Origin of the sequence: Rhodopila sp. (assembly GCF_035548235.1) — a bacterium.
Lineage (GTDB): Bacteria > Pseudomonadota > Alphaproteobacteria > Acetobacterales > Acetobacteraceae > Rhodopila.
Map to the genome: position 1 here is coordinate 1 of NZ_DASZTJ010000098.1, position 26,708 is coordinate 26,708.

A 26,708-nucleotide genomic window follows, 5' to 3' on the forward strand; every position below is an offset into this window, starting at 1 on the left:
GACGAGGCCCGAAGGTTGCTTCAGGGCCGCTCGTCGGGCACGTCGGAATCGAAAACAGCGTTTGGACTTGGCAGAATGCCTGGGACGGTACTCGCGCCCATCCAAAAGGACACCCCATGCGCAAACTTCTGCTTGCCTTGCTTATGGCGTTTCTACCGCAGATCGCCTCTGCCGCCCCACCGGCAGCTGTTGACGACGCCACGGCCATCGAAGCGCCGGGCCCGAGTCTCGCGCTGTTCAATGCACCGTTCTATCGCTGCGTGCGGAACGTCTATGTCTCCCCGACCGGCTCCGACGCGGCGGCGGGGACTGCCGCAGCGCCGTGGAGGACGTTGCAGCGCGCCGACGCCACCGCCGCGGCGGGCACATGCGTCAACGTCGCGCCAGGCACCTATACCGCGGGTGTGAACATCCATCACGGCGGCAACGCGGCCACGCCGACCGGCTACGTCGTGTATCGCTGCCAGGTGATGGATCAGTGCAAGATCACCGCGGTCGGCGGCACGGGGATGCCGGCCTTCACGATGATCAATGCGGGCGGCGGCCCGAATTACATCGTCATCGACGGCTTCGAGCTGGCAGCGGCAAGCAAGGTCGCCTACGGGGTCGGGATATTCACCAACAACAATCTCGTGGGCCTCCCGACGCCGACCCCTGGGGTCCACCATCTTTGGGCGCTTAACAACATCGTTCACGGATTTGGACAGGCCGGAATCAACACAAACGAGTCCGACTGGCTCTTTGTGCTCCACAACACGACATACGACAACGCCAACGTGACTTGCGACGCCCAGGGATCCGGCATCGGGATCGTCGTCAGCAAGAAGACGCCCAACTACGCGCCGACAGCCGAGGATCAGCGGTTTGCGCCGTTCCATCAGGTCATTTCCTGGAACATCTCATATGATAACAAATTGACAAAATGCGGAGTGGCCACGAATCCATACGATACCGACGGAAACGGTATTATAATAGATACCCTCAACGGCGAGGGTATAGACGACGTGCTGTATCCGGATCAAACCCTGGTTGCGAACAATATTGTCTACGCCAATGGCGCGAAGGGAATCGCGGTCTTCCGATCCTCTTACGTGACCGTAGCGAACAACACATCCTACAGTAACAACCTGGATCCGTTCGATCAGGGCTTTCCCCGTGGGGAGATCAACAACGCGGGTGGAATCCACAATACCTTTGTGAACAACATCGCTTACGCGACGCCGGCCACCAATACATCCGATCTGCGGTGTCAAGGCATGACGCGGGGGCCCATGCCCGCGCCATGTCCGCTGATGGGTAACGTTGCATTCCTGGGTGGCGATTCGCCGAAGGTCAAGGATAGCGACAATTCCTGGAGCAACAACATCGCGTTCGGCGGCACTACCGCGAATATCTGGGGCAGCGATCCCTTCAAGGTCGGCGTCGCGTTCTTCAACGCAGATGTGTTCTCCTGCCGGACGAACAAATGCAACGTGGACCCGAAGTTCACGGCCCCCGCATCCGGCGACTTCGCCCTGTCGCCCGACAGCCCGGCGATCGGCTATGGCGCGACGCAGCCCTATCTGCCGGCCACCGCCGTCGACGCCGGCGCATGCCCGCATTCTCTGACGCATTGTCCCGGACAGGCGCCGTAGACGCGCCTGTGATTGGACGAATCGTCTCGTTTGCCGATACATCTCGAGACAAATGTCGCCGAGACGATGCCCCCTTCTGGGCCTCCCCCTAGGCCTGATCCTCGCCAGCACCGTATCCTTGGCCGGATGCGGGTCCGTGCTGACCTCCAGCACCGCGGACGTTGCCGGTATCGCCGGCGCGGGCATTTCCGGTGCCGTGACCAAGGACCCGACGGTCGCCGCCGGCATTGGCCTCGGCATCGCCTCCGCCGCCAATGCCGGATTGCAATACGCCGAACGGGTGGTCCATGGGAAAGAGCAGGATCGGATCGCCGCCGTGGCCGGGGTGCTCCCGCCTGGGCAGGTCGGGCAGTGGTCGGTCTCGCATGACATCCCCATCGAGGACGACGAACACGGCGATCTTGTCGTCACCCGCGTGATCGGCGGCCCGGATTTTCATTGCCGGGAGATCGTGTTCTCGGTCGACACGCTGAAGAAGAAGGTGCTCAGCCGCGCTTTCTATACGGCGACTGTCTGCCAGGACGGCCAGACCTGGAAATGGGCCACGGCCGAACCGGCGACCGCTCGGTGGGGATCCTTGCAGTGAGACGCTCCCTCGCGGCGCTGGGCGGCCTGATGCTGCTGGCCGGCTGCCAGTCCGCCGCGCGGATCAGTGCCGTGATCACCGGCGGCGCGGCCGGGGCGGCCAGCGGCAACCCCGCCGTCGGCTTCGCGGCCGCCGTCGCCACGGACGCCGCGGCCAGTTGGGCCGTGCGCTATGTCGCCCGCGTCCGCCAAGGCGCCGAACAGGACGCGATCGCCGCGGTCGCCGGCCAGATGCCCATGGGTGCCGAAGCGGACTGGAAGATCGAGCACACCATCCCGATCGGCGACGAGCACGGCCGGCTGCGGATCGTGCGCGACATCGACACGCAGCTGGCCACGTGCCGGGAGATCGCGTTCTCGGTCGACAGCGGGAAGGGCGACAAGCGCAAGGGGTCCTGGTTCGTCGGCGATATCTGCCGGCAGGCGGCGCAGTGGAAATGGGCCTCGGCGGAGCCGGCGGTCGCGCGCTGGGGCTATCTTCAATAGCCAGGTTGTCCGATGGCGGTGCGTTACGCGCTGAAGTTGACAAGCGCCGCATCGCGCCAGACCCTCCTTTGCCATAAAGCAACAGAGGGGAGGAACCTGATGACAGACGCGCTTGAAGCGCGCACCATGGCCAAGGTGTCGCGCCGGCTGCTGCCTTATGCCGTCATCGGCTATTTCATCGCTTATCTCGACCGCGTGAACCTGAGCTTCGCGGCGCTGGAGATGAACAAGGAACTGGGCTTCACCGCCACTGTCTACGGCGCTGGCGCCGGCATGTTCTTCCTGAGCTATTTCGCCCTCGAAACCCCTTCCAACCTGATCCTGGTGAAGACGGGCGCTCGGCGCTGGCTGGCTCGGATCATGATCACCTGGGGCCTGATCTCGGGTGCGATGGCCTTCGTCAACGGGGAGACGAGCTTCTATATCGTCCGCTTCCTGCTGGGTGCGGCCGAGGCCGGGTTCTTTCCCGGCATCATGTATTTCCTGACTCTATTCTTTCCGGCCAAGTATCGCGGCCACATGGTCGGCATCTTCATGGCGGCTTCCCCGGTCTCGGCCGTCGTCGGCGCGCCGGCCTCGACGCTGATCTTGGGCGCGCCGCCTTTCCTGGGTCTGCACGGCTGGCAACTGGTCTTCATCCTGGAAGCCGTGCCGGCGCTGATCCTGGGCGTGATCACCCTGTTCTACCTGCAAGATTCCCCGGCCGAGGCGCACTGGCTGGACGACGCGGAACGCGCCTGGCTGGTCGGCCGTCAGGCGGTCGAACGGCGTCAGCGCGAGACTGTCGAGCGTCTTTCGGTGACGCAGGTGCTGTTCAATCCCCGTGTACTGACGCTGGGCGTCGCCGGCTTCTCGATCGCTTATTCGATTTACGGGATCGTCTACTTCCTGCCGCAGATCGTGAAGCAATTCGGGCTGACCAACATGCAGGTCGGGCTGGTCTCCGCGATCCCGTTCGCGGTCGGGGCCGTCGGCATGATCTGGTACGGCCGCCGGTCGGACCGCGTGCTGGAACGGCGGAGCCATACCAGCATCGCGCTGACCATCTGCGCGCTGGGCCTGATGGTGACGGCGCTGACGCCGAACCCGTATGTCCGCCTGGCGGCGCTGTCGGTCGCTTCGTTCGGCGCGTTCGCGGTACTGCCGGTGTTCTGGTCGATGCCGACGGCGTTCCTGTCAGGTGCGGCCGCGGCGGCGGGCGTGGCCTATATCAACTCGCTCGCCAACATCGCCGGATTCGTCGCGCCCTTCGTGATGGGCTGGATCAAGGACGCGACCGGCAGCTTCAACGGCGGCCTGCTGGTGATCGCCTGCATCTGCTGCGCCGGCGCGATCGCCACGCTCTGCGTGCATCATGACCGAGCGCTGGAGACGAACCCGGAATCAGCGGGGATTTGAGGCGGGAGCAGGGTGAACGGAAACGCCCGCCATGGGTTGGCGCCGTCCGGCTCTCGACGACAGAAGGCTCGCTTTGCCGTCGCGCTATGGCTATCTGACGCCATGCCTGTGATCGTCCTGCTCGTGGCCATCGTGCCGTTCGTCTGCCTCGGTCTCGGCGCGGTCAGCGCAGAGGCTGGGATCGCATCGCGCGCGATGCTCGCGCTGGTCGATTATGCCGCGCTGGTGCTGACGTTTTCCTCGGCGGTCCACTGGGTGATGGGCACCGGGATCACGACGTCGCGGCCGGCGGTCCGGTTCGCGGCCAGCCTGCTGGGGTTCGTGATCGCCTGGGCGGCGCTGCTCGCCGCGCAATGGGTCGGCGGCCCGGTCGCCCCGGCGATGCTGATCTTCGGCTACCTGGTGACGACACTGACGGAGCATCGGGAGGCCAGGCGGTCCCCGATTTCCGTGCGCTATCTCTGGCTCCGTTGGGGGATATCCGGCATGGCGGCGGTGACGCTGGCACTTGTGCTGTTGATGCACGGGATTGGTCTGACAGCCGTATTCTAAGAATTGATGGATTTTGCTTTCCATTCATGATTTATTAATCGCTGATTAAATCGTGAGCGGAGACCACCGGAGTGACGAACGCCAAACCGGACAAGCCGACGCAACCCTCGGCGACCGTCATTCCGTTCCCCCAGCGCCTGGACATTGTCCCCGCCACGCGGCTGGCGCCGTCGACCACCGCCGCCTCGCGCTCCGAACACGAACGTCTGACGCGCGCCCTCGAATCTCTCAATGCCGCCCTGGCGGAGCAGCGGGCGGCCCTGAAGGCCTGGCGCAGCGCGATGGCAGAACTGAAAGTCTCGACCGGAGCGCTGGAAGACAGCCTGCAGCGCTATCGCGGCAATCTGCGCTCGCTGGGCAACAGCGTCAGCGCCCTGCGGCAGAAGGCGCAGGCGCTGGAAACCTGGGCCGACGACGCCTCCGACACCTCGGAAGCCGCCGTCGAATAGGGCCTTGCGTCCGCCGGTTGCCTGCTGCTTGGTTGCGGCAGGAGGATTATCGCCCATGACCCCCCACAAGCTGATCCAGACCTTGCGTGACGCGCGGGTGGTTCCCGTCGTGCGGACGCGCGATCCGGCGTATGCCGAGACGGCGGTCGGCTGGCTGCGTGACGCCGGTATCCGGATCTTCGAGATCACGATGACAATCCCCGGCGCGGTCGACCTGATCCGCCGGTTGTCCGCCCAGCCGGACCTGCTGGTCGGTGCCGGCACCGTGCCGGACGCCGCGACCGCCCAGGCCTGTCTCGACGCGGGCGCGCGCTTCCTGGTCGCGCCCTGGGTCGATCCGGCCCTGGCGGCGCCGGCGAAACAGGCGGGCGCGGCGCTCATGCTGGGCGCGATGACGCCGTCGGAGGTGCGGGCGGCCTTGGCGGCCGGCGCCGACGTGGTGAAGATCTTCCCGGCTTCCTCGGCCGGCGGGCCGGGCCATATCAAGGCGCTGGCGAGCGTGTTTCCGGGCGTCGCCTTCTGCCCGACCGGCGGGGTGGAGCCCGGCAATGTCGGGGCATACCTGGCCGCCGGCGCGGCGTTCGTGGGCATCGGCGGCGCGATGGTCGATGAAAAGCGCATCGCGGCGGGCGATCGGAACGCGATCCAGGCAGCGGCGAAGGCTGTCCTGTGATGGTCGACCTGCTGTGCATGGGGGAGCCGATGCTGGAGTTCAACCAGCTTCCCGCCAATGCCGACGGCACGTGTCACTATCTGGAAGGACACGGCGGCGACACCTCCAACGCTGCCATCGCCGCGGCCCGTCAAGGCGCCACTGTCGGCATGATCACCGCGCTTGGGCAGGACATGCCGGGCGACAGCTTCATGGCGCTGTGGGCGCGGGAGGGGGTGGACGCCACGACGGTGCAGCGGACGGACCGCGGCCCGACAGGGGTCTATTTCGTCACGCACGATACCGGGGGGCACCACTTCCTGCACTACCGCGCCGGCTCTGCCGCCGCCTGCTATCGACCGGACGACCTTCCCCTCGACGCCATCGCTCGGGCCAAGATGTTGTACGTCTCCGGGATCAGCCAGGGGATTTCCGCCGCGGCCTGCGATGCGGTATTCGCCGCGATCGACGGTGCCGTGCAGCATGGCGTGAAGGTCGCATATGATACCAACTACCGTCCGAAGCTGTGGCCGCCCGCCAGGGCCGCGGCAGTGATGCACGCCGCGATGGCGCGGGCTGACTACGCGATGCCGGGGCAGGAGGATGTGCAGACGCTGACCGGCCTGACCGATCCCGACGCGATGCTGGATTTCTACTTGCGGCTCGGCTGCCGCGTGGTCGTGCTGAAGATGGGCGGGCAGGGGGCGTATCTGGGCACGCCGGACGGCCGCGTGCGCGTGCCGGCCCATCCGGTGGCGTCGGTCGATGCGACCGGCGCCGGGGACACGTTCTGCGGGTCGTTTCTTGCACGTATCATTCATGGTGACGGGCCCGAGGCGGCGGTCCGTTACGCCTCGGTCGCGGCGGCGCTGAAATGCACGGGGTACGGGGCGGTGGCGCCGATCCCTTATGCCGCGCAGGTGCGGGCGGCGTTGGAGGCGGCCGCTAGTTGTTCACCACGTTGAACTGCACCAGCTCCGCGCGCGACAGCGGTCGTGGCGACGAGTTGGGGATCGCCGCGAACGTCGTCAGGAAATCGAGCGACAGCCGCATCTCCACCAGGTAGCGCGCGATGACCGCGGCGATCTGGGCGGAGCTTTGCTGGATGCCCTTCACGTCGTCGTCGATGGCGAAGTTGATCAACAGGTCGTCGAGGGTCACGCCCTGCGGTGCCACCGGCTTGCTGCCATCGGTGGTCGCCGCCGCGGCGGGCGGGGCCAGCGGGGTCACGGTGGTCGGCACCGGCTTGCTGCCGTCGACCGGCTGGTCAGCGGCATCCGACGGCGCGCCTGGCGCGGCTGCGTGTGCGCTCGCGGCGGCGATCTTGTTTTCGACCTCCGACGGATCGATCGCCGCGTTAGGATGGCGCCGATTGAACTCGGCGACCGAATGGGGCGGATGAACCAGCTCGTGACGCAGCCGGTCCGTCCAGTCGTCGCTGAACATATGCACTTCAAACGAACCGTTCGGATCGACCGACCGAACGATGCCGCCCATGAACATGAAGTTGCAGGCGCTGATGCACCGCGCGCCGTCGGGGACGCGGGTGCTGAAGCCGCCGCGATGGATCTCGGCACCGATCTTGAGGCTTTCGATCAGGTTGCCGCCGCCTGAGTAGAACTGGATCTCATCGATCGGCCTGGCCGCGGACAGCGCGGCGGCGAACCGCAGCGCGTCCCCCTGGCTGATCCCGCCCCAGACGAGGACGATGTTGGTCCTGCCGTGCGGGACCAGCGTGAAGTGCAGGTTGTTGGCCTGCGCGACCGTCCGCCAGTCCAGGTTCCTCGGCAGGGGCTCGAAGATGGCGTCCCGCTGCGCCCGCGCGTCAGGCCGGATCGCCAGCAGCGCAACCAGCGCCAGGACCGCCAGGCGGATCATGCCTGCGCCACCCACGACCCGTCGGAGGAACGGCAGTAGCGGGAGTTCTGTACCTCTTCCTGACCTTTTATATAGGCCACTTCGCGCACCATCTTGCATTCGCCGCCACTGCGCGCGTCCCGGTTGACCGCGACGACCGTGGAGGACCCGCGAACATTGGTATTGTGGTCGGACACCCAGCTCACCGGGCGGGGCGGAGGCCGTGCCGGCGCGCCGCTTGGCGGATAGTACACCGGCGTCGCCAGCGCCTGCTGCGTCGCCGCGGACGCGCGCGCGCGATCGGCTTCATCCAGGTTGCGGCCGATCGCGCTGCCGGCGAAATAGCCCAGTGCACCACCCACGCCCGCCCCGATCAGCGTGGCGGTGGTGCTGTGGCCCAGCACATTGCCAAGCACGCCGCCAACCAGGGCGCCGCCGCCGGTGCCAAGCAGCGCACCGGTCTGCTCGTTGTTCTGGCATCCGGCCGTCACGAGCGGCAATGAGACCGCGCAAGCCAGCGCGATGCGGCCCAGGCCGGATATTTGTTTCCCGGATATTTGTTTCCCGGCCATTCGTTTCGAAATCGATCGCAGTATGTCATGCGCATGCGACGGCCGTCCTGCCAGGACGTGTGGCTTCGCCATCTTTCCTCTCATTCGTAAGGGCATCGCCAAGCGAAAGCCCGCGTTTGCCGTTCCACAATTCTTGCGGGGGACCTGAAACGGCGAGAAAACTCTCCGTTCTCTGTCAGTAATCATCCACATCCAGGAATGTTCCGTCAAGCATCAGCTTCGGCGAAGACGCCAAGGCGACTGGGAACAATCGCGAATGTGATGACGACCGGGAGGGACGGCCCCGCATCCGCCGGACCGCTCCGTCTCCGGCCGGTCGGCATGGCGGCGGTGCCGACCGGACCGCCGGCGGTGGGATAGGCGACGGGGCATGGACGCCGATCCGGTGACTGGCCGAAGCACGGACCATCGCTGCCGTCGGACTGCCGGCCATCATGGCGTCGGCAGGTCATCGCGCCGGCCACTCCCACGACATGAAGGATCTGCAAGTTTCCGATGGGCGGCCTGGCCGTTGCCGTCGCACTTTGCCGCTACACTGGCCGATGCAACGGGGGGCGATCTTGACGGGAAGGCGCGCCCGAAGACCACTATCTTTACTTGCTGGAAGCCAAGGCGCTACAACCTTACATCGGTAAGCCTGTGGCCTCGAACCCATGATCCGTGATTTCCGCATGCCAACCGTGCGATGCGGCCTTGCACACCGGCACGGGTTATGCAAAACGCCGCCGGAAACTCGTTTCAGATTTCTTGCATCAAACCGATAAGGGAGACGTCCGGGGTGACGAGCACCATCCTGGAGACAGAAGGCCTCACGCGTGAATTCAGCGGCTTCGTGGCCGTTGACGGGGTAAACCTGCGCGTTGAGACCGGCACGATCCATGCCTTGATCGGCCCGAACGGCGCCGGCAAGACCACATGCTTCAACCTGTTGACCAGCTTCCTGCCGCCGACCCGCGGCACGATCCGGTTCAAGGGGCGCGACATCACCGGCATGAGGCCGGCCATGGTGGCGCGGTTGGGGCTGGTCCGCAGCTTCCAGATCTCGGCGGTGTTCCCGCACCTGACGGCGCTGGAGAACGTCCGCCTGGCCCTGCAGCGCCAGCGCGGCGCCAGCTTCGACTTCTGGCGTTCGGAAAAGTCGCTGAGGATCTATGAAGACCGCGCACGGGAACTCCTGTTCGACGTCGGCCTGACCGGGTTCGCCGATACGGTCGTCAGCGATCTGTCATACGGTCGCAAACGTGCGCTGGAGATCGCGACGACGCTGGCGCTGGACCCCGAGATGATGCTGCTGGACGAGCCGACGGCAGGCATGGCGCATGGCGACGTGGACCTGATCGTCGAACTGATCCGCCGCATCCGCGACAACCGCACGATCCTGATGGTGGAGCACAACCTGTCGGTCGTCGAAGGCCTGTGCGACAAGATCACCGTGCTGACCCGCGGGAAGGTGCTGGCCGAGGGCGACTACGCCACCGTCTCCAAGAACCCCGAGGTCGTGGCCGCCTATCTGGGAAGCGCCGATGCTTGAGATCAGCGAACTGAACGCCTGGTACGGCGAAAGCCACATCCTGCACGGCGTCGATTTCGAGGTGCGGGAAGGGGAGGTGGTGACGCTGCTGGGCCGCAACGGCGCCGGCAAGACCACGACCATGAAGTCGATCATGGGCCTGGTGCCGCGGCGCGAGGGGCACGTCAAGTTCCGTGGCGCCGAGATGATCAACCTCATGCCGAACGAGATCGCTCGGGCCGGCATCGCCATCTGCCCGGAGGAACGCGCGATCTTCGGCTCGCTCTCGGTGACCGAGAACCTGATGCTGCCGCCGGTGGTCGCGCCCGGCGGGCTGTCGGTCGACGAGATCTACCAATTGTTCCCCAACCTGAAGGAGCGCGCCCGCACCGCGCACGGCACGCGGCTGTCGGGTGGCGAGCAGCAGATGCTGGCGATCGGCCGCATCCTGCGCACCGGGGCGAAGATGCTGCTGCTGGACGAGCCGACGGAAGGCCTCGCGCCCGTCATCGTCCAGCAGATCGGCCGCACGATCCGGGAGATCAAGAAGCGCGGGTTCACGGTGCTGCTGGTGGAGCAGAACTTCAGGTTCGCCGCGACGGTGGCCGACCGGCACTACGTGATGGAACATGGCAAGGTGGTCGACCAGATCCCGAACCACCAGCTTGAGGCGAACATGGACAAGCTGCACGAATATCTGGGTGTGTAGGGCGTGCTGTCACGTCATCCGCCCCGACGCCTGTCGTGCCGCGCCGGTCATGACAGATTTCGATCGAAACCACGGCCAACGTGGACAAGGCGCCGCACGGCGTCACAACGACTGAAGTGGGGAGCCGTCAACGTCTCGTTTCCGCAACCCGCTTTCGCAAGGTAACCCCATGAAACTGTCGCGCCGTTCCGTCCTCACCGCCGCCGCCGCGGCGAGCATGCCGCTGATCCGACCCGCCCGAGCGCAGGGCGCCTCGGTGAAGATCGGGGTGCTGAACGACCAGTCGGGCCCGTACATGAACACCGGCGGCCTCACCTCGGTCGCCTGCGTCAAGCAGGCCATCGAGGATTTCGGCGCCCATGGCTTCAAGGTGGAGGTCGTGTCCGCCGACCACCAGAACAAGCCCGACCTCGGCGTCTCCATCACCCGGCAATGGTTCGACCGCGACGGCGTCGACCTGCTGATCGACGTGCCGACGTCCTCGGTGGCGCTGGCGGTGCAGTCGGTCGCGAAGGAAAAGAACAAGGTCTACATCAATTCCGGCGCCGCGAGTTCGGCGCTGACCGGCGAACAGTGCTCGCCCAACTTCATCCATTGGACCTACGACACCTATATGCTGGGCAAGTCGACCGGCGGGGCGATGGTGAAGGCGGGCGGCGATAGCTGGTACTTCCTGACGGCCGATTATGCGTTCGGCAAGCAGCTCCAAGCCGACACCTCGGGCTTCATCAAGGACGCCAAGGGTTCGGTGAAGGGGGCGTCGCTGTACCCGTTCCCCGGCACGACGGACTTCTCCTCCTTCCTGGTGCAGGCGCAGTCCTCGGGCGCGAAGGTGCTGGGGCTGGCGAACGCGGGCGCCGACACGGTGAACGCCATCAAGCAGGCGAACGAGTTCGGGCTGAACAACTCGATGAAGATCGCCGCGCTGCTGATGTTCATCACCGACGTGCATGCGCTGGGCCTGGACGTCGCCAAGGGCCTGGTGCTGACCGAAAGCTTCTATTGGGACCTGAACGACCGCACCCGTGCGTTCACCAAGCGGGTGCTGCCGAAGACCCCGAACAACTATCCGAACATGGACCATGCCGGCTGCTACTCCGGCACGCTGCATTACCTGAAGACGGTGGCGGCGATGGGCGTGGCCGAGGCCAAGAAGGACGGCGTCGCCACGGTCAACCACATGAAGGCGATGGAGGTCGACGACGACTGCTTCGGCAAGACCAAGATCCGCGTGGACGGCCGCAACCTGGTCCCGTCCTATCTCTTCGCGGTGAAGAAGCCGGCCGAGAGCAAGGGGCCGTGGGATTACTACAAACTGCTGGCGACCACGCCGGGTGACGAGGCATTCCGTCCGCTGTCGGAAGGCCACTGCCCGTTCGTGAAGGTCTGACAAGAACCAAGGGGGCGGCGGAGCCGAGGACCTGACATGATAATGATCTTTGGGATTCCTGGCCCGCTGCTCTTCGGGCAGCTTCTGCTGGGCCTGATCAACGGCGCGTTCTACGCGATGCTGTCGCTGGGCCTGGCGATCATCTTCGGCATGCTCAACATCATCAACTTCGCCCACGGCGCGCTGTTCATGATGGGCGCCTTCGTGGCGTGGATGCTGTTGAACTACCTCGGGATCGGCTATTTCCCGTCGCTGATCCTGGCCCCGCTCATCGTCGGCATCTTCGGGCTGGTGCTGGAGAAGACGATCATCAGCCGGCTGTACAAGCTGGACCATCTGTATGGGCTGCTGCTGACCTTCGGCCTGTCGCTGGTGATCGAGGGCCTGTTCCGCAACGCCTATGGCTCCTCCGGCATGCCCTATCGCATCCCCGGCGTGCTGGAAGGGGCGACCAACCTCGGCTTCATGTACATGCCGAACTACCGCGGCTGGGTCGTGGTGGCGGCGCTCGTGGTCTGCATCGCGACCTGGGCGATCATCGAGAAGACGTCCCTGGGCGCGACGCTGCGGGCGGCGACCGAGAACGCGCCGATCGTGCAGGCCTTCGGCGTCAACGTGCCGCGGCTGATCACCCTGACCTATGCCGGCGGCGTCGCGCTGGCGGCCTTCGCCGGCGTGCTGGCGGCGCCGATCTACTCGGTCAACCCGAACATGGGCGAGAACTTCATCAACACCGTGTTCGCGGTCGTGGTGATCGGCGGCATGGGCTCGATCATGGGCTCGATCATCACCGGCTTCGGCCTTGGGGTCATCGAGGGGCTGACCAAGGTGTTCTATCCCCAGGCCTCGGCGACCGTGGTGTTCCTGGTGATGGTCATCGTGCTGTTGGCAAGGCCGCGCGGCCTGTTCGGAAGGGCCGCCTGAGATGTTCGGATTTTCTCGTTCGCAGTTGATCGCGTTCCTGCTCATGCTGGTGGCGCTCGTCGTCAGCCCGTACGTGCTGTATCCGGTGTTCCTGATGCGGGTGCTGTGCGCGGCGCTGTTCGCCTGCGCCTTCAACCTGATGATCGGCTATGTCGGGCTGCTGTCCTTCGGCCACGCGGCGTTCTTCGGCATGGGCAGCTACATCGCCGCCTGGACGATGAAATACTGGCATATCGACGCGGTGGCGGCGATCGCGCTGGGCGGGGCGACCGGCGCGGTGCTGGGCCTGGTGCTGGGCTACCTGGCGATCCGGCGCTCCGGCATCTATTTCGCCATGATCACCCTCGCACTGGCGCAGATGGTCTACTTCTTCTGCCTGGAGGCGCCGTTCACGGGCGGCGAGGACGGAATCCAGCAGGTGCCGCGCGGGCACATGTTCGGCGTGCTGAACCTGAACGACGACATGACGATGTACTGGGTCGTGGCCGCGATCTTCGTCGCAGGTTTCCTGCTGGTGCACCGGATCATCCACTCGCCGTTCGGCCAGGTGCTGAAAGGCATCCGGGAAAACGAGCCGCGGGCGACGTCGCTGGGCTATCGAACCGACGATTACAAGCTGATCGCCTTCGTCCTGTCCTGCCTGATCGCCGGCATCGCCGGCGGCACCAAGGCGATCGTCTTCGGCATCGCGACGCTGACCGACGTGCATTACTCGACCTCCGGCGAGGTCGTGCTGACCACGCTGCTGGGTGGCCTCGGGACGGTGTTCGGGCCGGTGGTGGGCGCGGTCGTGGTGACTTCGATGGAGAACTACCTGGCCCAGTTCGGCGCCTGGGTGACAGTGACGCAGGGGGCGATCTTCATGGTCTGCGTGCTGGCCTTCCGGCGCGGCATCATCGGCGAGATCGCGGCGGCGCTGAAGATCTCGCTGTAGGGGGACGGGAGGTCGCCAGGGCCGCCGACCGTTGCTGCCCTGTCATGACCGGCGCGATCTCAATGGGTTAAGATCGTGGATGACCGGCGCAAGGCCGGCCATGGCATTGGGGGGATAACGGCCCGCCGCCGCGATCGGAGTTTTCGTTTCTGCGCATCGCCTGCATTCGCCGCAGTTGCCGATACAATATGATATAGAAACGATATGGCGCAGGCGTCGAAGTTCGCAGTATCCAACGCAAGCATTGCGATTGGATGACAGCAAGATGATCGCTGTATTATACTTCAAACTTGCCATCCATTTCGCAATGGTCATGGAGTCTTCACTTTTCCGAATCCTTGACCCTGCGTATGTCGCGCGGACATGAACAGCATCACTCCCGGCGCCGCTCGGCTGTCTTATCGGACGATCTTCATCTCCGATACGCATCTCGGCACCCGCGGTTGCCGCAGCGACTTCCTCGCGGATTTCCTCCGTCGCGTGTCCTGCGAAAAAGTGTTCCTCGTCGGCGACATCATCGACGGCTGGCGGCTCCGCAAATCCTGGTACTGGGACGAGGGGCACGACGACGTCCTGCGCCTGCTGCTCCGCCACGCGCAGAACGGCGCAGAGATCACCTATATCCCCGGCAACCACGATGAGATGTTCCGCCAGTGGCTGACCCTCGGCCTCGATATCTGCGGCATCCGCCTGCGCCGGGAGGCGGAGCACAGCACCGTCGACGGCAAGCGCCTGCTGATCATGCATGGCGATGAGTTCGACAGCGTCGTGCGATACGCGAAGTTCCTCGCGCTGCTGGGCGACTGGGCCTATACGGCGGCGCTGGTGGTCAATCGCTGGTTCAACGACGTGCGCCGCCGCCTCGGCTACCCCTACTGGTCGCTGTCCGCCTGGCTCAAGCGCCAGGTCAAGGAAGCCGTCAAGGCGATCGACCGGTTCGAGACCGCGCTGGTGAACGAAGCGCGCCGCCGGGGCTTCGACGGCGTCGTCTGCGGCCACATCCACCATGCCGAGATCCGCGACGTCGACGGCATTCTTTACCTCAACGGCGGCGACTGGGTGGAAAGCTGCACCGCGCTGGTCGAACACCATGACGGCCGGCTGGAGCTGATCGACTGGGCCGCCGAAAACCGCCTGTCCTTCTTCTCGCCCCGCACGACGGGCGTCGCGCAGGTTGCCTGACCGTCAAACCGCCCGGCGCAGACTCGCAGCATTCGCCGCCCTTCGGCACCGTGGCCGGCGAAAGGTCCGGTATCCGAACCTCGGCGCCACCGCGATCAGCTGGGACAGTCCCGAAACCGACATCATGCTCTCTCCCGCGCCGTCGCATCGCATCCTCATCGTCACCGACGCCTGGCAGCCGCAGGTCAACGGCGTCGTCCGCACGTTGATGACCCTGGTCGAGGAACTGACCGCCATGGGCCATGTGGTGGAGGTGATCGGGCCCGACCGTTTCCGCTCCATCCCATGCCCGACCTATCCGGACATCGCCCTGTCGGTGTTTCCGCGCCGGCGGCTGGCGCGGATGATCGAGGCCTTCGACCCGGACGCGCTGCACATCGCCACCGAGGGACCGCTGGGCCTGGCGGCGCGGCGCTGGGCGATCCGCTCCGGCCTCGCCTTCACCACCGCCTTCCACACCCGCTTCGCCGAATATATCAGGGCTCGGACGGGCCTGCCGGTACGGCCGGTCTATGCCTGGCTGCGCCGGTTCCACGGCGCCAGCCAGGGCACCATGGTCGCCGCCGCATCGTTGCGGCAGGAGCTCGACCTGCGTGGTTTCCGCAATATCCGCGCCTGGTCCCGCGGCGTCGATCTGGAGCTGTTCCGACCGATGCCGCGGGAAGACTGGGGGCGGCCCGGCCCGATCTTCATCTATGTCGGCCGCGTGGCGGTGGAGAAGAACATCGCGGCCTTCCTCGACCTGGACCTGCCGGGATCGAAGGTGGTGGTCGGCGGCGGTCCGCAGTTGGAGACGTTGCGGGCGCGCTATCCCAACGTGCTGTTCACCGGACCGCGGCACGGCGAAGCACTGGCGCGCGCCTATGCCAGCGCCGACGTCTTCGTCTTCCCCTCGCGCACCGACACGTTCGGGCTGGTGATCCTGGAAGCCCTGGCCTGCGGCACCCCGGTGGCCGCCTTCCCGGTCACCGGCCCCAAGGACGTGCTGGGGGACGCCGAGGGCATGATCGGCGCGGTCAACGAAGACCTGCGCGCCGCTGCCTTGGCCGCGCTGGGCGCGGACCGCGCGGCATGCCGGACGCACGCGGAGCGGTATTCCTGGCGGGCCTGCGCCGAGACGTTCCTCTCACACCTGGTGCCCGCTCGGCCCGGCGTCGCGGCGGTATCTCCGTCGGTCCCGGTCGCGGTGGGGGAAGCGGTCGCAATGGGCGAGACTGTCGCAGTGGGCGAGACGGCCGTAGAGCCGGGACGCCCAGCCCCCTGACCGGACCTCGCCCGGACAGGCCTGTCAGGCCGCTTTCGGAAGCTTGATCCCGCTCGCGTCGAAGACGCTGAACAGCGCTGCCGTCTGCACCGCCGTCAGGGGCAGGTGGGGCGGGCGGATCGCCAGCCAGCGCGCATCGCCGGTGTTGCGCGCCACCAGCGCCTTGAGGCCCGAGATCAGCGGCACCGATGTCACCGCCTTGCGGGTCGCCGTCAGCACCTCCTGCGCCGCCGCCCCGGTGGCGTTCTGCCAGTTCGCGTAGACCTGCGCCCCGACCGCGCAGTTGACGTTGGACGCGGCGGTGATGCAGCCGGCACTGCCCTTCTCCAGCAGCGGCTTCAGCAGCGAGTCGTCGCCGGCATAGACCTCGAACCCGTCGCGGGCGAAGGCCTCGACATAGCTCAGCCCGTTCTCATAGCTGCCGCTGGAGTCCTTGATACCCTTCACCTTTCCGGGGTTGGCCTTCAGCAGCCGCTCCAGGAAGCCGACCGAGAACGGCACGGCGGATTGCTGCGGGAAGTTATACAGATAGATCTTGATCGAGCCGCCGACGCGCTGGATCACCTCGTTGAAATAGGCCAGCAGCCCGTCGTCGGAGGGGTTCTTGTAGTAGAACGGCGGCAGCAGCAGCGCGCCGGGGCAACCCAGCTTCTCGGCGTGCTTCGTCAGCAGCACCGTGTCGGTGATCGCCGTGGTGCCGGTGCCCGGCAGCATCTTCGCCGCCGGAACGCCGCGGGCTACCAGCCCTTCAAGCACCTCGATGCGTTCCTGGATGCCCAGGCTGTTCGCCTCGCCGGTGGTACCCAGCACGCCCAGGCCGTTGCAGCCATTGGCCAGCAGCCATTTGCAGTGCGCCGCCATGCGATCGAGGTCGATCGACAGGTCCGCGTTCATCGCTGTCAGGACCGCGGCGTTCACGCCGCCATAGATGGCATTGGCAAGCATTCTCGGTTCTCCGGTTACAGGTTGTCCGGCCGCCTGGTCCGCGGCATCGCGCCGGGCCAGTCGACCACGTGATCTTCCAGCGCCCCCGCGTCACGTTCGTTGATCGCACGGCCGCGGACGGAGACGCCGGCCTGGTGCACCGTGTCCGGGTCGCCCGACACCAGCGGGTGCCACCACAGCAGGTCCTTGCCGTCACGCAGCCGGCGATAGGCACAGGAAGGCGGCAGCCAGTCGATGTCCTTCAGCGCCTCGGGCGTCAGGCTGACGCAGTCCGGCACCCGCATCCGCCGGCGGGCATAGTCGCTGCACTGGCAGGATTCCAGGTCCAGCAGCCGGCAGGAGACGTTGGTGAACGACAGCGCGTCCGTCTCCTCGTCCCGCAGCTTGTGCAGGCAGCATCGGCCGCAGCGGTCGCAGAGGGATTCCCACTCTTCGCGGGTCATCTCCTCCAAGCGCTTGGTTTGCCAGAACGGGGCCATGGCGGCGGACCCTAAAGCGGCCCGCGCGCCTTGACCAGCGAGACTCAGCGCGTCGTGCCGAGGTTCTGCTCCTGGATCGGTCCCCGTCCGCCGTCGGAGTAGCCGGGTTGGGGCGCGTAGGATGGTTGCGCCGGATAGGCGGGCTGCGCCGGGGCCTGATAGTTGGATGGCGCATAGTTGGACGGCGCGTAGTTCGAGGGCGGTGCGCTGGACTGCGGCGCGTAGCCCTGCTGCTGGCCGGACGACGGGTAGGCCGGGGCATAGCCCGGCTGCTGCTGCGCCGGGGCGAAGGCCGGGGCCGCCGGTCCGCCGGAGCCATACCGGGTCAGCAGGTCGCGCAGCGGATCGGCGCCCGGATTGGCACCCTGCATCTGCATCACCAACTGCCGGGCGGCGAAAGGCTGGCCGTAATAGGCCTGGTCCCACTTGGTATTGGTGGACATCACGCTGCCTTCCAGCGAAATGCCGGCGAACAGCCCGCGAGAGGCGGCGAAGGCCACGATATCGGCGCCGACGGCGGCGGTGGTGGATCCCTGCACGCCCGCGCCCAGCGTCGCGATCGCCAGGCCGGCGGTGCCGCCCAGCTTGATCTGGCTGTCCAGCACCGCGTTCAGCCCATGTTCGGTCATGATCAGCATCAGGAGTTGGTTGTCCTCGATGCCAATCTGCAGGCCGAAGCTGCCGCTGCCGATGTCATAGAAGGCCGGGTAGGACCAGGTGCCGTTGCCGGCACGTGCCAGCAGGACGCAGCTTCCGCCCTCGCCGCCGAAGAAGAAGCCGGCCTTGAAGATGCGCGGACAGACCATGACGGCCTTGGCCCGTCTGATCAGGTTGCGCGGCCCGTCGGACACCGTCTGGGTCATCATCTCCTGCACCGTCAGCGTCGCCCGGTCGACGAGCGTCTGCTGTTCGGCCTGGCTATTGGCCGAGCATGCGGTCTGCAGCAGCGTCAGCGCCGCCAGCGCGGTGATTGCCACATAGCGGAACATGTTCTCACTCCCTGCTTCGCTGTCAGCCGTGCCATAGGCCAGGTGTCCGAGTCGCCCGTATCAATCTTGTGACCTCGTGGCGAATTCACGGCGCAAATCTTCGCGCGGTGAGGCGAAGCTGGGACCGAGGGGAGATCCCACGGGACACCCAACGCGGCAAATGCCGATTGCACGCCGATTGCATAACGCCCGGGGGGCTGGTTTGGAGAGCCGCCTACGGTGACACGCAAACGTGTGTTACAGGTGGGCGTGGAGTCAGGAGAGGCGAGATGGATCAGACATCTGGAAACAAAGGCGCGGGCCGTCGTGGCCTGGCCGTGGCGGCGGCCGGCATGTTGCCGCTGTTCGGCATCGTCGGATCGGCGCGGGCGGCGGACGCGGCCGAGACCACCTTCGACCGGGTGCGCCGCACCAAGGTCCTGCGCGTCGCCGCGCTGCCGGGCGAACTGCCGTATTTCCAGAAGGACCTGACGACCGGGGCGTGGTCGGGCGCCTGCATCTCCATGGCGCAGGACATCGCCAAGGTGTTCGACGCCCAACTGCAATACCTCGATTCGACCTACGGCAACTCGGTGCTGGACCTGCAATCCAACAAGGTGGACATCGCCTTCGCGCTGAACCCCACGCCGCAGCGGGCGCTGTCGATCACCTTCACCCACCCGATGATCACCCATCCGTTCGGCTGCCTGGCGAAAAAGGGATTGGAGCCGAAGACCTGGTCCGATCTGAACAAGCCCAGCCTGACCGTCGTGTTCGACATCGGCTCGCTGCACGAGACGGCGGCTCGGCGCTATTGCCCCAAGGCCAATCTGGTCGGCTACAAAACGCGCGACGAATGCACGCTGGCGCTGCAATCGGGGCGGGCGGACGCGCATATCCAGGCGGCGCTGCTGGGGCTGTCGACGATCGGCAAGAACCCGTCGCTGGGGCCGTACTATCTGCTGTCGGACCCGACGGTGGCGCTGCCAAGCTGCCTGGGCCTGCAGCGGGAGCAGCCGGACACGCGCTTCAAGGAGGTGATCGACGCCTGGCTGGACATGGCGCGCGGCACCGGCCAGTTGCGTGAATGGCTGCTGGACGGCGTCGCCAAGTTCGGCGTGACCCGGGACCAGATTCCGGCCACCCTGACGTTCTGACCAGCTTCTCGGGACGGAGTCCCATATGCACTATCATTGGGACTTCTACTTCCTGCTGCACTACATGCCGCTGTTCTGGCGCGGCCTGGTGGTCACGCTGGCCTATACCGCGGCGACCATCCTGATCGGCCTGCTGATCGGGCTGCTGGTAGGTCTCGGCCGGTTGTCGAAGTCATGGGTCGTGAACGCGCCGCTGATCGCGTTCATCGAGGCGTTCCGCTGCACCCCGCTGCTGGTGCAGATCGTCTGGTTCTATTACGCGTTGCCGGTGCTGCTGAACATCCAGATCCCCGCCGTGGTCGCCGCGGGGCTGACGCTGTCCTGCTACACCGGCGCGTTCTATGCCGAGATCTTCCGCGGCGGCATCATCTCGATCGAGCAGGGCCAGTGGGACGCTGCCCGGGCGCTCGGCCTGGGCCGGTGGCAGATGATGCGGCGGGTGATCCTGCCCCAGGCGATCCGGCGGATGATCCCGCCCTTCGTGAACCAGTCGATCACCCAGTTGAAGAACACGTCGCTGGTGTCCACGATCGCGGTGCCGGACCTGCTGTACAACGGGGAACTGATCACCGCGGACACCTATCGGCCGCTGGAGACCTACACCGTCATCGCGCTGATCTACTTCCTGATCCTGTTCCCGAGCACGATCTTCGCGCAGGCGTATGAACGGCGGTTGACGAAGCGGCCGAAGTGACCGCACGCAACACCTGACCCCAGGCCGGGGCATGTGCTTGGACGCGCCTCCGGGACTGTCGCCATGGATGCCGTCGCAGATTATCTATAATACGTGACGACCGTGAAGTCCGACACCCTCGCCGCGCGCATCAGCCGGACCTTGGCCGAACGCATCATCGCCGGGACGATCGAGGCGGGCGCGCGGCTGCGCCAAGATCACATCGCCGAGGAATTCGGGGCAAGCCACGTGCCGGTGCGCGAGGCGTTCCGCCGGTTGGAGGCGCAGGGGCTGGTGGTCAGCGAGCCGCGCCGCGGCGTGCGCGTCGCCGGCTTCAGCGGCGATGAAATCAAGGAAGTGGCCGAAATGCGGGCCGCGCTGGAAGTCCTGGCGCTCCGCAACGCCGCCCCGCATCTGACGAAAGCCATTCTCGACCGGGCGGAAGAGGCGACGAAGGCCGGCGACCGCGCCGGCGACGTAGAGGCATGGGAAACCGCCAATCGGGATTTTCACCGCCTGATTCTCGCGCCGTGCGGCATGCCGCGCCTGCTTAAGGCCATCGACGATCTGCACGCGGCAAGCGCGCGGTTCCTGTTCGCAGGCTGGCGGGCGGAGTGGGACGCGCCGACCGATCGCGACCACAGGGCGATCCTCGCCGGTCTGCGCGCCGGAGACCTGGAGGCGGCTGCATCTGTGCTGAGCCGCCATGTGCGTTGGGTCGGCGGCCGGCGCCTGTGACCCGGCCCGCGCCGACGGCGGGCACGCCGGGGCGGCTTGATGGAGGCCTTGCGCGCAGACTCACTCTAGCGATAAACTTCTATAATTATCTATAATTACTCTCGGAAGACCATCGCGATGACCGACGTTGCCGCCAGACTGATTGATGATCGCCTCCGGGAGGTTCCGCGCACGGTGTTGACCGTCATCGCCGGTGCAGTGCTGATGACGCTTGCCGCCAAGTCGCAAATCCCCTTCTGGCCCGTGCCTATGACCCTGCATACGTTGGCGGTCATGGCCTTCGCACTGGCCTTCGGACCGCGGATCGCGGTCGCGATCTTTCTGACCTATCTCGCCGCCGGCGCAGCCGGGCTTCCGGTCTTCTCCGGTTCGCCGGAACGCGGCGTCGGCCTCGCCTATCTGGCCGGACCAACCGGTGGCTACCTGTTCGGCTATCTGCTTGCCTCCGGCCTGGTTGGCGTGCTGGCCCGCGGAAAGGGCGTGATCGGGCGGTTCGGCGCCATGCTGGCGGGGTTGGCGATCGTCTACGCGATCGGCGCGGCCTGGCTCGCGGCCTATGTTCCGGTCGGACAAATCCTCGCCCTGGGCGTCACCCCGTTCCTGGCGGGCGATCTCGTGAAGCTTGGAGTCGTGGCCGCCCTGAGCGTCGCCGTGCCGTCCCTGCGCGACTGGCTTCGGATCGCAGGGCGATGACCGGTCACGAAAATCCCTGAGCTTTCGCCCACTCGCCGAGGGGGATGAGCATGTCCGACAAGGCGGCATCCGGGTGACGAGCCATGGCCCTTGCGAAAGGGCCATCCGCGACGATGACGCCTCGCGCCCCCATGGCGATGGCGAAGCTCACGTACAGGGTGTCATAGGTCGAATGATTCGCCGCCAAGCCGATATCGAGCGCGACCTCGTGCAGGCCCAGGTCGCCGGTGGGCGTCGGCGGGACTAGCGCTCGCAGCAGCGCGAAGGCCTCCCTCGCCTCGTCTGGCGCCCAAGTTCCCTTGCGGACCTGAAGCCAGCATACATTGCAGGCTTCATCGAGCCAGAAGTCAGGGACCAGCAGCGCCTCGTCACTCACGGCCAGCGCATGGGCGAGAAAGCTGTCGGACTCCCCCAAAACCCATTTGAGCCCGACGCTGGCGTCGACGACCAGCGTCATCAAGCGTCCGGATTGCCGGTGAGATCCTCCATCCTGCCCTGGCGGCTCGCGTCGAGGAGTTCGGCCACCGTGGCGGAGCCGCGATCCGCAGTCCGCCGCCGGAACTCGGCCAGGCGCTCTGCGGCGGCGGCACGTGACGACACATGATGGGCGCCGGTCAATGCCATTCGCAGGATCTCGCGGTGTTCGGCTTCCGCGGACCGGCCATGCTCCGCGGCACGGATGCGCAGCGCGCGGACGACATCATCGTCGAGATTGCGGACGGTCAAGGTCGCCATGGCGTTCTCCGTGCTGGTGATGCTGTCATTGACAGCATATAGCCAGTAAGGTGCGGAGGAGAAGGTGTTGAAAACTTTCCGATGGTCTCCGGGACGGATTGGTGCGTTACGAGCCTATCCCGCCGGCTCCAGCCCCGCCGCTCGCAGCATCGGCGCCACTGCCGGGGATGCCAGGTAGCGCAGCAGCGCCTCCGCCGCCTCGGGCTGGCGCGACGTCGTGAGCAGCCCGGCCGAGAAGGTTCCGACCGATTGCACCTCGGGCGGCAAGGGACCGACGAACTCGATCCCCGGCACCACCATCAGTTCGCTGACCTGCTGCACCGCCAGTTCGACCGTCCCGTTGGCCGCCTGTTCGGCGGTGAAGCCGGTGGCGATGATCGTGGCCTTGGCGTTGACCGCGTCGGCGATGCCCAGGCGTTCGATCAGGCTGGCGAAATACAGGCCGCTGGCACCGATCCGCGAATAGGCGATCGACTTCGCCGCCAGCAGCGCCGCTCGGAAGGCCTCGACGCTGGAGATGTCCGGCTTGGGGGCGCCGGCCTTCACCGCGATGCCGATGAAAGACAGGGCGACATCGGTCCGGGTGCCGGGCCGGATGTGGCCTTCGGCGATCATCTCGTCGATGCCGCCCGCGGTCAGGATCGCGATGTCGGCTTCGACCCCGGCTTCCCCCTTGGCGCGCAACTGCTCCACCAGCGCGACGGTGGGGGAGAACGACGTCTCCAGCGTCGCGGCATGATAGGCCTCGGCGATCTTCGGCATTGCCCCCATCACCGCCAGCGTGGACAGGATCCGCAGCGTGGTCATACAGGGTCCCCCTCGACCGCCGGTTCCAGATCGACGCTGACGGTCACGTTGTGGCGCCCGCCGCCCAGAATCACGCCGCGCAATGGACTGATATCGTTGAAGTCGCGGCCCCAGCCCAGCAGCACATGCTCCTCCTTCACCACGATCCCGTTGGTCGGGTCGACATCGATCCACCCATGCTCCGGCCCGATCCAGGCCCCGACCCAGGCATGCGACTGGTCCGCCCCTTGCCGTTTCGCCTGTCCCGGCGGCGGACGGGTCCGGATATAGCCCGAGGTGTAGCGTGCCGGCAGCCCCAGGCCGCGCAAGGCGCTGACCATGACATGGGTGAAGTCCTGGCAGACCCCCTCGCGCTTCTGGATCACCTGCGAGACCGGGGTGGACACCGTCGTCACCCCCGGCCGGAAGCGAAAATCGTGGAATATCCGGCTGTTGAGATCCAGCAGCGCGGCCAGCACCGGCCGTCCGGGGGTGAAGGACGATTCGGCATAGGCCCTGGTCTCGGCGTTCACCGGCGCCAGGTGGGTGGGGAAGCGGAACTCGACCGCCTGCCAGTGTTCGGGTTGCCGAGCGGCTTCGGCGACGTGCTCCCAGGGCGGGGTGGAGTCGGGGGCGGGTGGGTCGGGGTAGGCGACCTCGACCAGGGATTCCGCCGTCAGTTCGAAATCGGCATGCGGCAGGTCGAGGAACAGCCAAGTCACCCGGTTGCCGAAATGGTCGTGCCCGTCGCGCCGCCGCGCGGTGGTTGGCGTGGTGTCGACCGCATCGGACAGCACGGTCTGGAACGGCATCGGCCGGGGCCGCATATGCGCCATGTGCGCGGCCAGCTCGACCGGGTTGCCGTAGGCATAGCGGGTGACGTGGCGCAGCCGGTAGCGCATCACGCGGCCCCGCGCAGCAGGTCGCTTTCCACCCCCAGGCTGCGTGCCACCGGCAGCAGGGTGAAGTAGCGGCGCGACACCCGGTCGGCCATTGCCGCGATCCCCTCCTGCAGCTTCCGCAGCCGAAGGGGCAGCCTGGCGGTGGCGGCCATCTGGTCGGGGGATTGCAGGACGTCCTGGATGATGGCGGCAGTCTCGGCCAGCAGGGGATCGATGGACACCAGCAGGGAGTCGCCGTCCTCGGCGATCTCGCGCAGCAGCTCGCGCGCGGCGACGAGTTGGAAGGCCAGGCCGCGGGGATTGCCCTCGTCGGCCAGGATCAGGTCCAGTGCCGGCGCCGGCTGCAGCACCGCCAGATAGCGGGTGCGGTAGGTGATGACGGAATCGCGCAGCTCCAGCGCCATCCGCAACCCGGCCTCCACCCGTCCCGGATGGGCCGTGCCCGGTTGTTCCAGCACCTGCGCCAGTTCGGCGGCGATCGCCTGGGCCCGCTCGACGCGGCGCCCGAAATCCAGGAACAGGCGGCCGCCGCCGCGTACCATGTTCTCGGCCGCCAGCCCGGCCACCGTGGCGGCGAATTCCAGGATGTCGGCGGTCAGGACCGAGGCATGCTCCAGCGCGCGGGGATTCTGGTCCGGCGGCAGATGCCGCATCTGGTCCCCCAGCGCGCGCAGCGAGCGGGTCAGGACCGTGTGCATCTCCCCGGTCAGCCGGTCGCGGAGCTGGTCGACCTGGCGCGCGACATCGCCCAGCACGACCCGCATCCCGCCGCCGAGGCGGAAGGCGCGCATCACCGCCGATCCCAGCATGCCGACGCCCAGTACGCTGGCGTCCTCCCGCTCCATCATCCCGACGCTGGTCAGGCTGGTGACCAGGATCTGCATCTCGGCGACTTCCCGCGGGGTGGGGGAGGGTCGGAGGATGCGCGCGATCATCGCCCGCTGCAGGCGGGCGGCTTCCTCCAGCCGCTCCAGGTAGCGCCCCAGCCAATAGAAATTGTCGGCGACGCGGGACGGCAGGTCGCCGGCGGTGCGGCGGATTCCCAGGACCGGCGTGGTGATGCCCAGCGTGCCCTGGATGCCGGCGTTCTCCTCGGCAATGACCCAGACATCCTTGGACAGCGCGGTCCGCGGCAACCGGCCGGCCAGCGCGTCTTCCTCCGACAGCGCTCGGGCCAGGCCGCCGGGGAAGGCCCGCCAGCGCTCGCCGTCGAAGCTCAGGAACATGCGCATGGCGATCGGCTTCGGTTCCAGCCCGTTCGCGCCGACGCAGGGGGCGACCGAAAGGGAGGGCGCTTCCGACACCGCATAGGCCGCGGGATCGGCGGCGATGCGATCGGCGAGGTCCTCCCGGTCCTTGGCCGACAGCAGCATCGGCACCACCGGCGGCGTGTCGCCGTCGGTCGCCTTGCGCACCAGCCAGCCTTCCAGGTCGCGCAGCACGGTGCGCACCACGGCGCCTTCGCCCAGCCAAAGCGTTGCCTGGCTGGGCATCTGCAATTCCTCGCCCAGCAGCCTGCGGGCCAGCGCGGGCAGGAAGGCCGCCAGGCCCGGCGCCTCGGCAAGGCCGGACCCGGCGTCATTGACCATCCGGACGGTGCCGCCGCGGATGGCTTCCAGCAGGCCGGGGACGCCAATGCCGGGGGCCAGCTCCAGCGGGTCGACGCGGTGGCCTTCCTGGCGGCGCAACAATACGCCGATCCGCTGCAGGCCGCGCAGGGTCTTGAGGAACACCTGGCCGTTGCGCAGCGTCAGGTCGCCGCTCTCCACCAGGCCGATCGACATTTCCCGCGACAGCAGCACATGCTCGAACCACAGCGGGTCGGCATGCCCGCCGCTCAGCAGGGCGACGCCGGCGCCGCTGTCGGGACACATGGTCTGCAGCGCGTCGCCGGTGGCTTCCAGGAACTGCCGGAGCTGGCGGATCTTCTGCGACTGGAACAGTTCCGGCAGGACGCGGGCCAGGATGCGGCGGTTCTCCAGCGCATAGGCCAGGCCCTGGGCCTGGCCGGTGCGGTCGGCGAGCACCCGCCAGACCCCGTCGGGACCGCGGATCATGTCGGCCGCATACATTGTCAGGTAGCGATCCCGCCGCCGTCCGTCGACCGTGCGGCAGGGGCGCAGGAAGCTGGGATTGCCATAGACGAGGTCGGGCGGCACCAGCCCCTCGGACAGCAGGGTGCGCGGGCCGTACAGATCGGCGAGGACCAGCTCCATCAGCCGTGCGCGCTGGGCCAGGGCGGTTTCGAGTTGGGCGAACTCCGCGGCGGAGATCAGCAGGGGGATCGGATCGCAGCGCCAGTTGACGGCGCGCTCGCCCGGCAGGATGGCGGTGATGCCCTCCTCGGCGAAGGTCCGGTCCAGGATCCGCGTGCGCTCCGACAGCGTCTCGTGGCCCAGGGCGAACAGGATCGACAGGAGCGGTCGCCAGTAAGGCTTTGCCTGGCCGTAGCCATCCGCCATCTCGTCGAGCGGGCCTTGGCCGGTCATGCCTTGCATCCCACAGGGACGCTCGCCGGGCCGTTGGCGACGGTC

Annotated in this window: 29 protein-coding genes; 19 read left to right on the forward strand and 10 right to left on the reverse strand. The window is 66.8% G+C overall.

The genetic code is table 11. From position 1 onward, the window contains the following. Nucleotides 1-116 precede the first annotated feature (116 nt). The 8 genes from VHB27_RS07945 to VHB27_RS07980 all read left to right on the forward strand — a co-directional run bounded on the left by VHB27_RS07945 (nucleotide 117) and on the right by VHB27_RS07980 (nucleotide 6,721). Nucleotides 117-1,634, forward strand: a complete 1,518-nt coding sequence (locus tag VHB27_RS07945) for a DUF1565 domain-containing protein (protein WP_325598997.1) — start codon at nucleotides 117-119, stop codon at nucleotides 1,632-1,634. A gap of 136 nt (nucleotides 1,635-1,770) precedes the next feature. Next, nucleotides 1,771-2,220, forward strand: coding sequence for a hypothetical protein (locus VHB27_RS07950; protein WP_325598999.1), 450 nt, complete (start codon nucleotides 1,771-1,773; stop codon nucleotides 2,218-2,220). Further along, nucleotides 2,217-2,705 (forward strand): hypothetical protein, encoded by a 489-nt coding sequence (locus VHB27_RS07955; RefSeq protein WP_325599001.1) that lies wholly within the window; start codon nucleotides 2,217-2,219, stop codon nucleotides 2,703-2,705. The genes VHB27_RS07950 and VHB27_RS07955 overlap by 4 nt, the downstream gene beginning before the upstream one ends. A gap of 99 nt (nucleotides 2,706-2,804) precedes the next feature. Beyond that, nucleotides 2,805-4,103 carry an MFS transporter gene (locus VHB27_RS07960; protein WP_325599003.1) on the forward strand — a complete coding sequence of 433 codons (1,299 nt, stop codon included), beginning with the start codon at nucleotides 2,805-2,807 and terminating at the stop codon, nucleotides 4,101-4,103. 102 nt (nucleotides 4,104-4,205) lie between these two features. Then, on the forward strand, nucleotides 4,206-4,655 hold the full coding sequence (locus VHB27_RS07965; RefSeq protein ID WP_325599005.1) for a DUF3429 family protein: 450 nt from the start codon (nucleotides 4,206-4,208) through the stop codon (nucleotides 4,653-4,655). Between the two features lie 71 nt (nucleotides 4,656-4,726). Then, the gene (locus VHB27_RS07970) at nucleotides 4,727-5,104 is read left to right on the forward strand and encodes a hypothetical protein (RefSeq protein ID WP_325599007.1); all 378 of its coding nucleotides are present in this window, start codon (nucleotides 4,727-4,729) and stop codon (nucleotides 5,102-5,104) included. Between the two features lie 55 nt (nucleotides 5,105-5,159). Next, nucleotides 5,160-5,777, forward strand: coding sequence for a bifunctional 4-hydroxy-2-oxoglutarate aldolase/2-dehydro-3-deoxy-phosphogluconate aldolase (locus tag VHB27_RS07975; RefSeq protein WP_325599009.1), 618 nt, complete (start codon nucleotides 5,160-5,162; stop codon nucleotides 5,775-5,777). After that, nucleotides 5,777-6,721: a sugar kinase gene (locus VHB27_RS07980; protein WP_325599011.1), complete on the forward strand. Its 945-nt coding sequence runs from the start codon at nucleotides 5,777-5,779 to the stop codon at nucleotides 6,719-6,721. Before VHB27_RS07975 ends, VHB27_RS07980 begins: the two co-directional genes overlap by 1 nt. On the opposite strand, the gene VHB27_RS07985 is transcribed toward VHB27_RS07980, so the two are convergent. Continuing rightward, nucleotides 6,702-7,634, reverse strand: a complete 933-nt coding sequence (locus VHB27_RS07985; protein WP_325599013.1) for a hypothetical protein — start codon at nucleotides 7,632-7,634, stop codon at nucleotides 6,702-6,704. The two genes, VHB27_RS07980 and VHB27_RS07985, sit on opposite strands and share 20 nt — an antisense overlap. Beyond that, nucleotides 7,631-8,257, reverse strand: coding sequence for a glycine zipper 2TM domain-containing protein (locus VHB27_RS07990; RefSeq protein WP_325599015.1), 627 nt, complete (start codon nucleotides 8,255-8,257; stop codon nucleotides 7,631-7,633). Before VHB27_RS07990 ends, VHB27_RS07985 begins: the two co-directional genes overlap by 4 nt. Nucleotides 8,258-8,963: 706 nt before the next feature. On the opposite strand from VHB27_RS07990, the gene VHB27_RS07995 reads away from it, so the two are divergent. From VHB27_RS07995 to VHB27_RS08025, 7 genes are all read left to right on the forward strand, one after another. After that, nucleotides 8,964-9,716, forward strand: coding sequence for an ABC transporter ATP-binding protein (locus VHB27_RS07995; protein WP_325599017.1), 753 nt, complete (start codon nucleotides 8,964-8,966; stop codon nucleotides 9,714-9,716). Then, nucleotides 9,709-10,404 carry an ABC transporter ATP-binding protein gene (locus VHB27_RS08000; RefSeq protein WP_325599019.1) on the forward strand — a complete coding sequence of 232 codons (696 nt, stop codon included), beginning with the start codon at nucleotides 9,709-9,711 and terminating at the stop codon, nucleotides 10,402-10,404. Before VHB27_RS07995 ends, VHB27_RS08000 begins: the two co-directional genes overlap by 8 nt. A 169-nt stretch (nucleotides 10,405-10,573) precedes the next feature. Beyond that, entirely contained in the window at nucleotides 10,574-11,794 is a 1,221-nt protein-coding gene (locus VHB27_RS08005; RefSeq protein WP_325599021.1) for an ABC transporter substrate-binding protein, read from the forward strand. 36 nt (nucleotides 11,795-11,830) lie between these two features. After that, nucleotides 11,831-12,718: a branched-chain amino acid ABC transporter permease gene (locus VHB27_RS08010; protein ID WP_325599023.1), complete on the forward strand. Its 888-nt coding sequence runs from the start codon at nucleotides 11,831-11,833 to the stop codon at nucleotides 12,716-12,718. Nucleotide 12,719: 1 nt separating this feature from the next. Then, nucleotides 12,720-13,652 (forward strand): branched-chain amino acid ABC transporter permease, encoded by a 933-nt coding sequence (locus VHB27_RS08015; RefSeq protein WP_325599025.1) that lies wholly within the window; start codon nucleotides 12,720-12,722, stop codon nucleotides 13,650-13,652. 363 nt (nucleotides 13,653-14,015) lie between these two features. Continuing rightward, on the forward strand, nucleotides 14,016-14,834 hold the full coding sequence (locus VHB27_RS08020) for a UDP-2,3-diacylglucosamine diphosphatase (protein WP_325599027.1): 819 nt from the start codon (nucleotides 14,016-14,018) through the stop codon (nucleotides 14,832-14,834). 124 nt (nucleotides 14,835-14,958) lie between these two features. Then, complete coding sequence (locus VHB27_RS08025) at nucleotides 14,959-16,098, forward strand: glycosyltransferase family 4 protein (protein ID WP_325599029.1); 1,140 nt, start codon at nucleotides 14,959-14,961, stop codon at nucleotides 16,096-16,098. Nucleotides 16,099-16,122: 24 nt separating this feature from the next. On the opposite strand, the gene VHB27_RS08030 is transcribed toward VHB27_RS08025, so the two are convergent. From VHB27_RS08030 to VHB27_RS08040, 3 genes are read right to left on the reverse strand one after another with little or no spacing between them, the layout of a single operon-like run. Next, entirely contained in the window at nucleotides 16,123-17,043 is a 921-nt protein-coding gene (locus VHB27_RS08030; protein ID WP_325599031.1) for a dihydrodipicolinate synthase family protein, read from the reverse strand. Between the two features lie 14 nt (nucleotides 17,044-17,057). Next, nucleotides 17,058-17,522, reverse strand: a complete 465-nt coding sequence (locus tag VHB27_RS08035) for a YcgN family cysteine cluster protein (protein WP_325599033.1) — start codon at nucleotides 17,520-17,522, stop codon at nucleotides 17,058-17,060. Nucleotides 17,523-17,566: 44 nt separating this feature from the next. Continuing rightward, nucleotides 17,567-18,511: a lipid-binding SYLF domain-containing protein gene (locus VHB27_RS08040; protein ID WP_325599035.1), complete on the reverse strand. Its 945-nt coding sequence runs from the start codon at nucleotides 18,509-18,511 to the stop codon at nucleotides 17,567-17,569. Between the two features lie 269 nt (nucleotides 18,512-18,780). On the opposite strand from VHB27_RS08040, the gene VHB27_RS08045 reads away from it, so the two are divergent. The 4 genes from VHB27_RS08045 (at nucleotide 18,781) to VHB27_RS08060 (ending at nucleotide 21,751) form a co-directional block, all read left to right on the forward strand. Further along, nucleotides 18,781-19,647 carry a transporter substrate-binding domain-containing protein gene (locus VHB27_RS08045; protein WP_325599037.1) on the forward strand — a complete coding sequence of 289 codons (867 nt, stop codon included), beginning with the start codon at nucleotides 18,781-18,783 and terminating at the stop codon, nucleotides 19,645-19,647. A 25-nt stretch (nucleotides 19,648-19,672) separates the two neighbouring features. Beyond that, nucleotides 19,673-20,341 carry an amino acid ABC transporter permease gene (locus tag VHB27_RS08050; RefSeq protein WP_325599039.1) on the forward strand — a complete coding sequence of 223 codons (669 nt, stop codon included), beginning with the start codon at nucleotides 19,673-19,675 and terminating at the stop codon, nucleotides 20,339-20,341. A 102-nt stretch (nucleotides 20,342-20,443) separates the two neighbouring features. Then, nucleotides 20,444-21,058 carry a GntR family transcriptional regulator gene (locus VHB27_RS08055; RefSeq protein ID WP_325599041.1) on the forward strand — a complete coding sequence of 205 codons (615 nt, stop codon included), beginning with the start codon at nucleotides 20,444-20,446 and terminating at the stop codon, nucleotides 21,056-21,058. A 117-nt stretch (nucleotides 21,059-21,175) separates the two neighbouring features. After that, entirely contained in the window at nucleotides 21,176-21,751 is a 576-nt protein-coding gene (locus VHB27_RS08060; protein ID WP_325599043.1) for a biotin transporter BioY, read from the forward strand. Nucleotides 21,752-21,755: 4 nt separating this feature from the next. Here the strand turns inward: VHB27_RS08060 and VHB27_RS08065 are convergent, their stop codons facing one another. The 5 genes from VHB27_RS08065 to VHB27_RS08085 all read right to left on the reverse strand — a co-directional run bounded on the left by VHB27_RS08065 (nucleotide 21,756) and on the right by VHB27_RS08085 (nucleotide 26,663). Next, nucleotides 21,756-22,208, reverse strand: a complete 453-nt coding sequence (locus VHB27_RS08065; protein WP_325599045.1) for a type II toxin-antitoxin system VapC family toxin — start codon at nucleotides 22,206-22,208, stop codon at nucleotides 21,756-21,758. Further along, on the reverse strand, nucleotides 22,208-22,486 hold the full coding sequence (locus VHB27_RS08070) for a FitA-like ribbon-helix-helix domain-containing protein (protein ID WP_325599047.1): 279 nt from the start codon (nucleotides 22,484-22,486) through the stop codon (nucleotides 22,208-22,210). The genes VHB27_RS08065 and VHB27_RS08070 overlap by 1 nt, the downstream gene beginning before the upstream one ends. Nucleotides 22,487-22,600: 114 nt before the next feature. Continuing rightward, the gene (locus tag VHB27_RS08075; protein WP_325599049.1) at nucleotides 22,601-23,293 is read right to left on the reverse strand and encodes a substrate-binding domain-containing protein; all 693 of its coding nucleotides are present in this window, start codon (nucleotides 23,291-23,293) and stop codon (nucleotides 22,601-22,603) included. Then, a complete protein-coding gene (locus VHB27_RS08080) occupies nucleotides 23,290-24,174 on the reverse strand; it encodes a transglutaminase family protein (protein ID WP_325599051.1) in 885 nt (294 codons plus the stop codon). Before VHB27_RS08080 ends, VHB27_RS08075 begins: the two co-directional genes overlap by 4 nt. Continuing rightward, nucleotides 24,174-26,663, reverse strand: a complete 2,490-nt coding sequence (locus VHB27_RS08085; RefSeq protein ID WP_325599053.1) for a circularly permuted type 2 ATP-grasp protein — start codon at nucleotides 26,661-26,663, stop codon at nucleotides 24,174-24,176. Before VHB27_RS08085 ends, VHB27_RS08080 begins: the two co-directional genes overlap by 1 nt. Between the last annotated feature and the right edge of the window lie 45 nt (nucleotides 26,664-26,708).

What these genes read in the sequence shown, in the direction of transcription:
- VHB27_RS07945 (WP_325598997.1), top strand. Translation starts at nt 117, where the DNA reads ATGCGCAAACTTCTGCTTGCCTTGCTTATGGCGTTTCTACCGCAGATC.
- VHB27_RS07960 (WP_325599003.1), top strand. Translation starts at nt 2,805, where the DNA reads ATGACAGACGCGCTTGAAGCGCGCACCATGGCCAAGGTGTCGCGCCGG.
- VHB27_RS07965 (WP_325599005.1), top strand. Translation starts at nt 4,206, where the DNA reads ATGCCTGTGATCGTCCTGCTCGTGGCCATCGTGCCGTTCGTCTGCCTC.
- VHB27_RS07975 (WP_325599009.1), top strand. Translation starts at nt 5,160, where the DNA reads ATGACCCCCCACAAGCTGATCCAGACCTTGCGTGACGCGCGGGTGGTT.
- VHB27_RS07980 (WP_325599011.1), top strand. Translation starts at nt 5,777, where the DNA reads ATGGTCGACCTGCTGTGCATGGGGGAGCCGATGCTGGAGTTCAACCAG.
- VHB27_RS07985 (WP_325599013.1), bottom strand. Translation starts at nt 7,634, where the DNA reads ATGATCCGCCTGGCGGTCCTGGCGCTGGTTGCGCTGCTGGCGATCCGG.
- VHB27_RS07990 (WP_325599015.1), bottom strand. Translation starts at nt 8,257, where the DNA reads ATGGCGAAGCCACACGTCCTGGCAGGACGGCCGTCGCATGCGCATGAC.
- VHB27_RS08000 (WP_325599019.1), top strand. Translation starts at nt 9,709, where the DNA reads ATGCTTGAGATCAGCGAACTGAACGCCTGGTACGGCGAAAGCCACATC.
- VHB27_RS08005 (WP_325599021.1), top strand. Translation starts at nt 10,574, where the DNA reads ATGAAACTGTCGCGCCGTTCCGTCCTCACCGCCGCCGCCGCGGCGAGC.
- VHB27_RS08010 (WP_325599023.1), top strand. Translation starts at nt 11,831, where the DNA reads ATGATAATGATCTTTGGGATTCCTGGCCCGCTGCTCTTCGGGCAGCTT.
- VHB27_RS08015 (WP_325599025.1), top strand. Translation starts at nt 12,720, where the DNA reads ATGTTCGGATTTTCTCGTTCGCAGTTGATCGCGTTCCTGCTCATGCTG.
- VHB27_RS08020 (WP_325599027.1), top strand. Translation starts at nt 14,016, where the DNA reads ATGAACAGCATCACTCCCGGCGCCGCTCGGCTGTCTTATCGGACGATC.
- VHB27_RS08025 (WP_325599029.1), top strand. Translation starts at nt 14,959, where the DNA reads ATGCTCTCTCCCGCGCCGTCGCATCGCATCCTCATCGTCACCGACGCC.
- VHB27_RS08030 (WP_325599031.1), bottom strand. Translation starts at nt 17,043, where the DNA reads ATGCTTGCCAATGCCATCTATGGCGGCGTGAACGCCGCGGTCCTGACA.
- VHB27_RS08035 (WP_325599033.1), bottom strand. Translation starts at nt 17,522, where the DNA reads ATGGCCCCGTTCTGGCAAACCAAGCGCTTGGAGGAGATGACCCGCGAA.
- VHB27_RS08040 (WP_325599035.1), bottom strand. Translation starts at nt 18,511, where the DNA reads ATGTTCCGCTATGTGGCAATCACCGCGCTGGCGGCGCTGACGCTGCTG.
- VHB27_RS08045 (WP_325599037.1), top strand. Translation starts at nt 18,781, where the DNA reads ATGGATCAGACATCTGGAAACAAAGGCGCGGGCCGTCGTGGCCTGGCC.
- VHB27_RS08050 (WP_325599039.1), top strand. Translation starts at nt 19,673, where the DNA reads ATGCACTATCATTGGGACTTCTACTTCCTGCTGCACTACATGCCGCTG.
- VHB27_RS08060 (WP_325599043.1), top strand. Translation starts at nt 21,176, where the DNA reads ATGACCGACGTTGCCGCCAGACTGATTGATGATCGCCTCCGGGAGGTT.
- VHB27_RS08065 (WP_325599045.1), bottom strand. Translation starts at nt 22,208, where the DNA reads ATGACGCTGGTCGTCGACGCCAGCGTCGGGCTCAAATGGGTTTTGGGG.
- VHB27_RS08070 (WP_325599047.1), bottom strand. Translation starts at nt 22,486, where the DNA reads ATGGCGACCTTGACCGTCCGCAATCTCGACGATGATGTCGTCCGCGCG.
- VHB27_RS08075 (WP_325599049.1), bottom strand. Translation starts at nt 23,293, where the DNA reads ATGACCACGCTGCGGATCCTGTCCACGCTGGCGGTGATGGGGGCAATG.
- VHB27_RS08080 (WP_325599051.1), bottom strand. Translation starts at nt 24,174, where the DNA reads ATGCGCTACCGGCTGCGCCACGTCACCCGCTATGCCTACGGCAACCCG.
- VHB27_RS08085 (WP_325599053.1), bottom strand. Translation starts at nt 26,663, where the DNA reads ATGACCGGCCAAGGCCCGCTCGACGAGATGGCGGATGGCTACGGCCAG.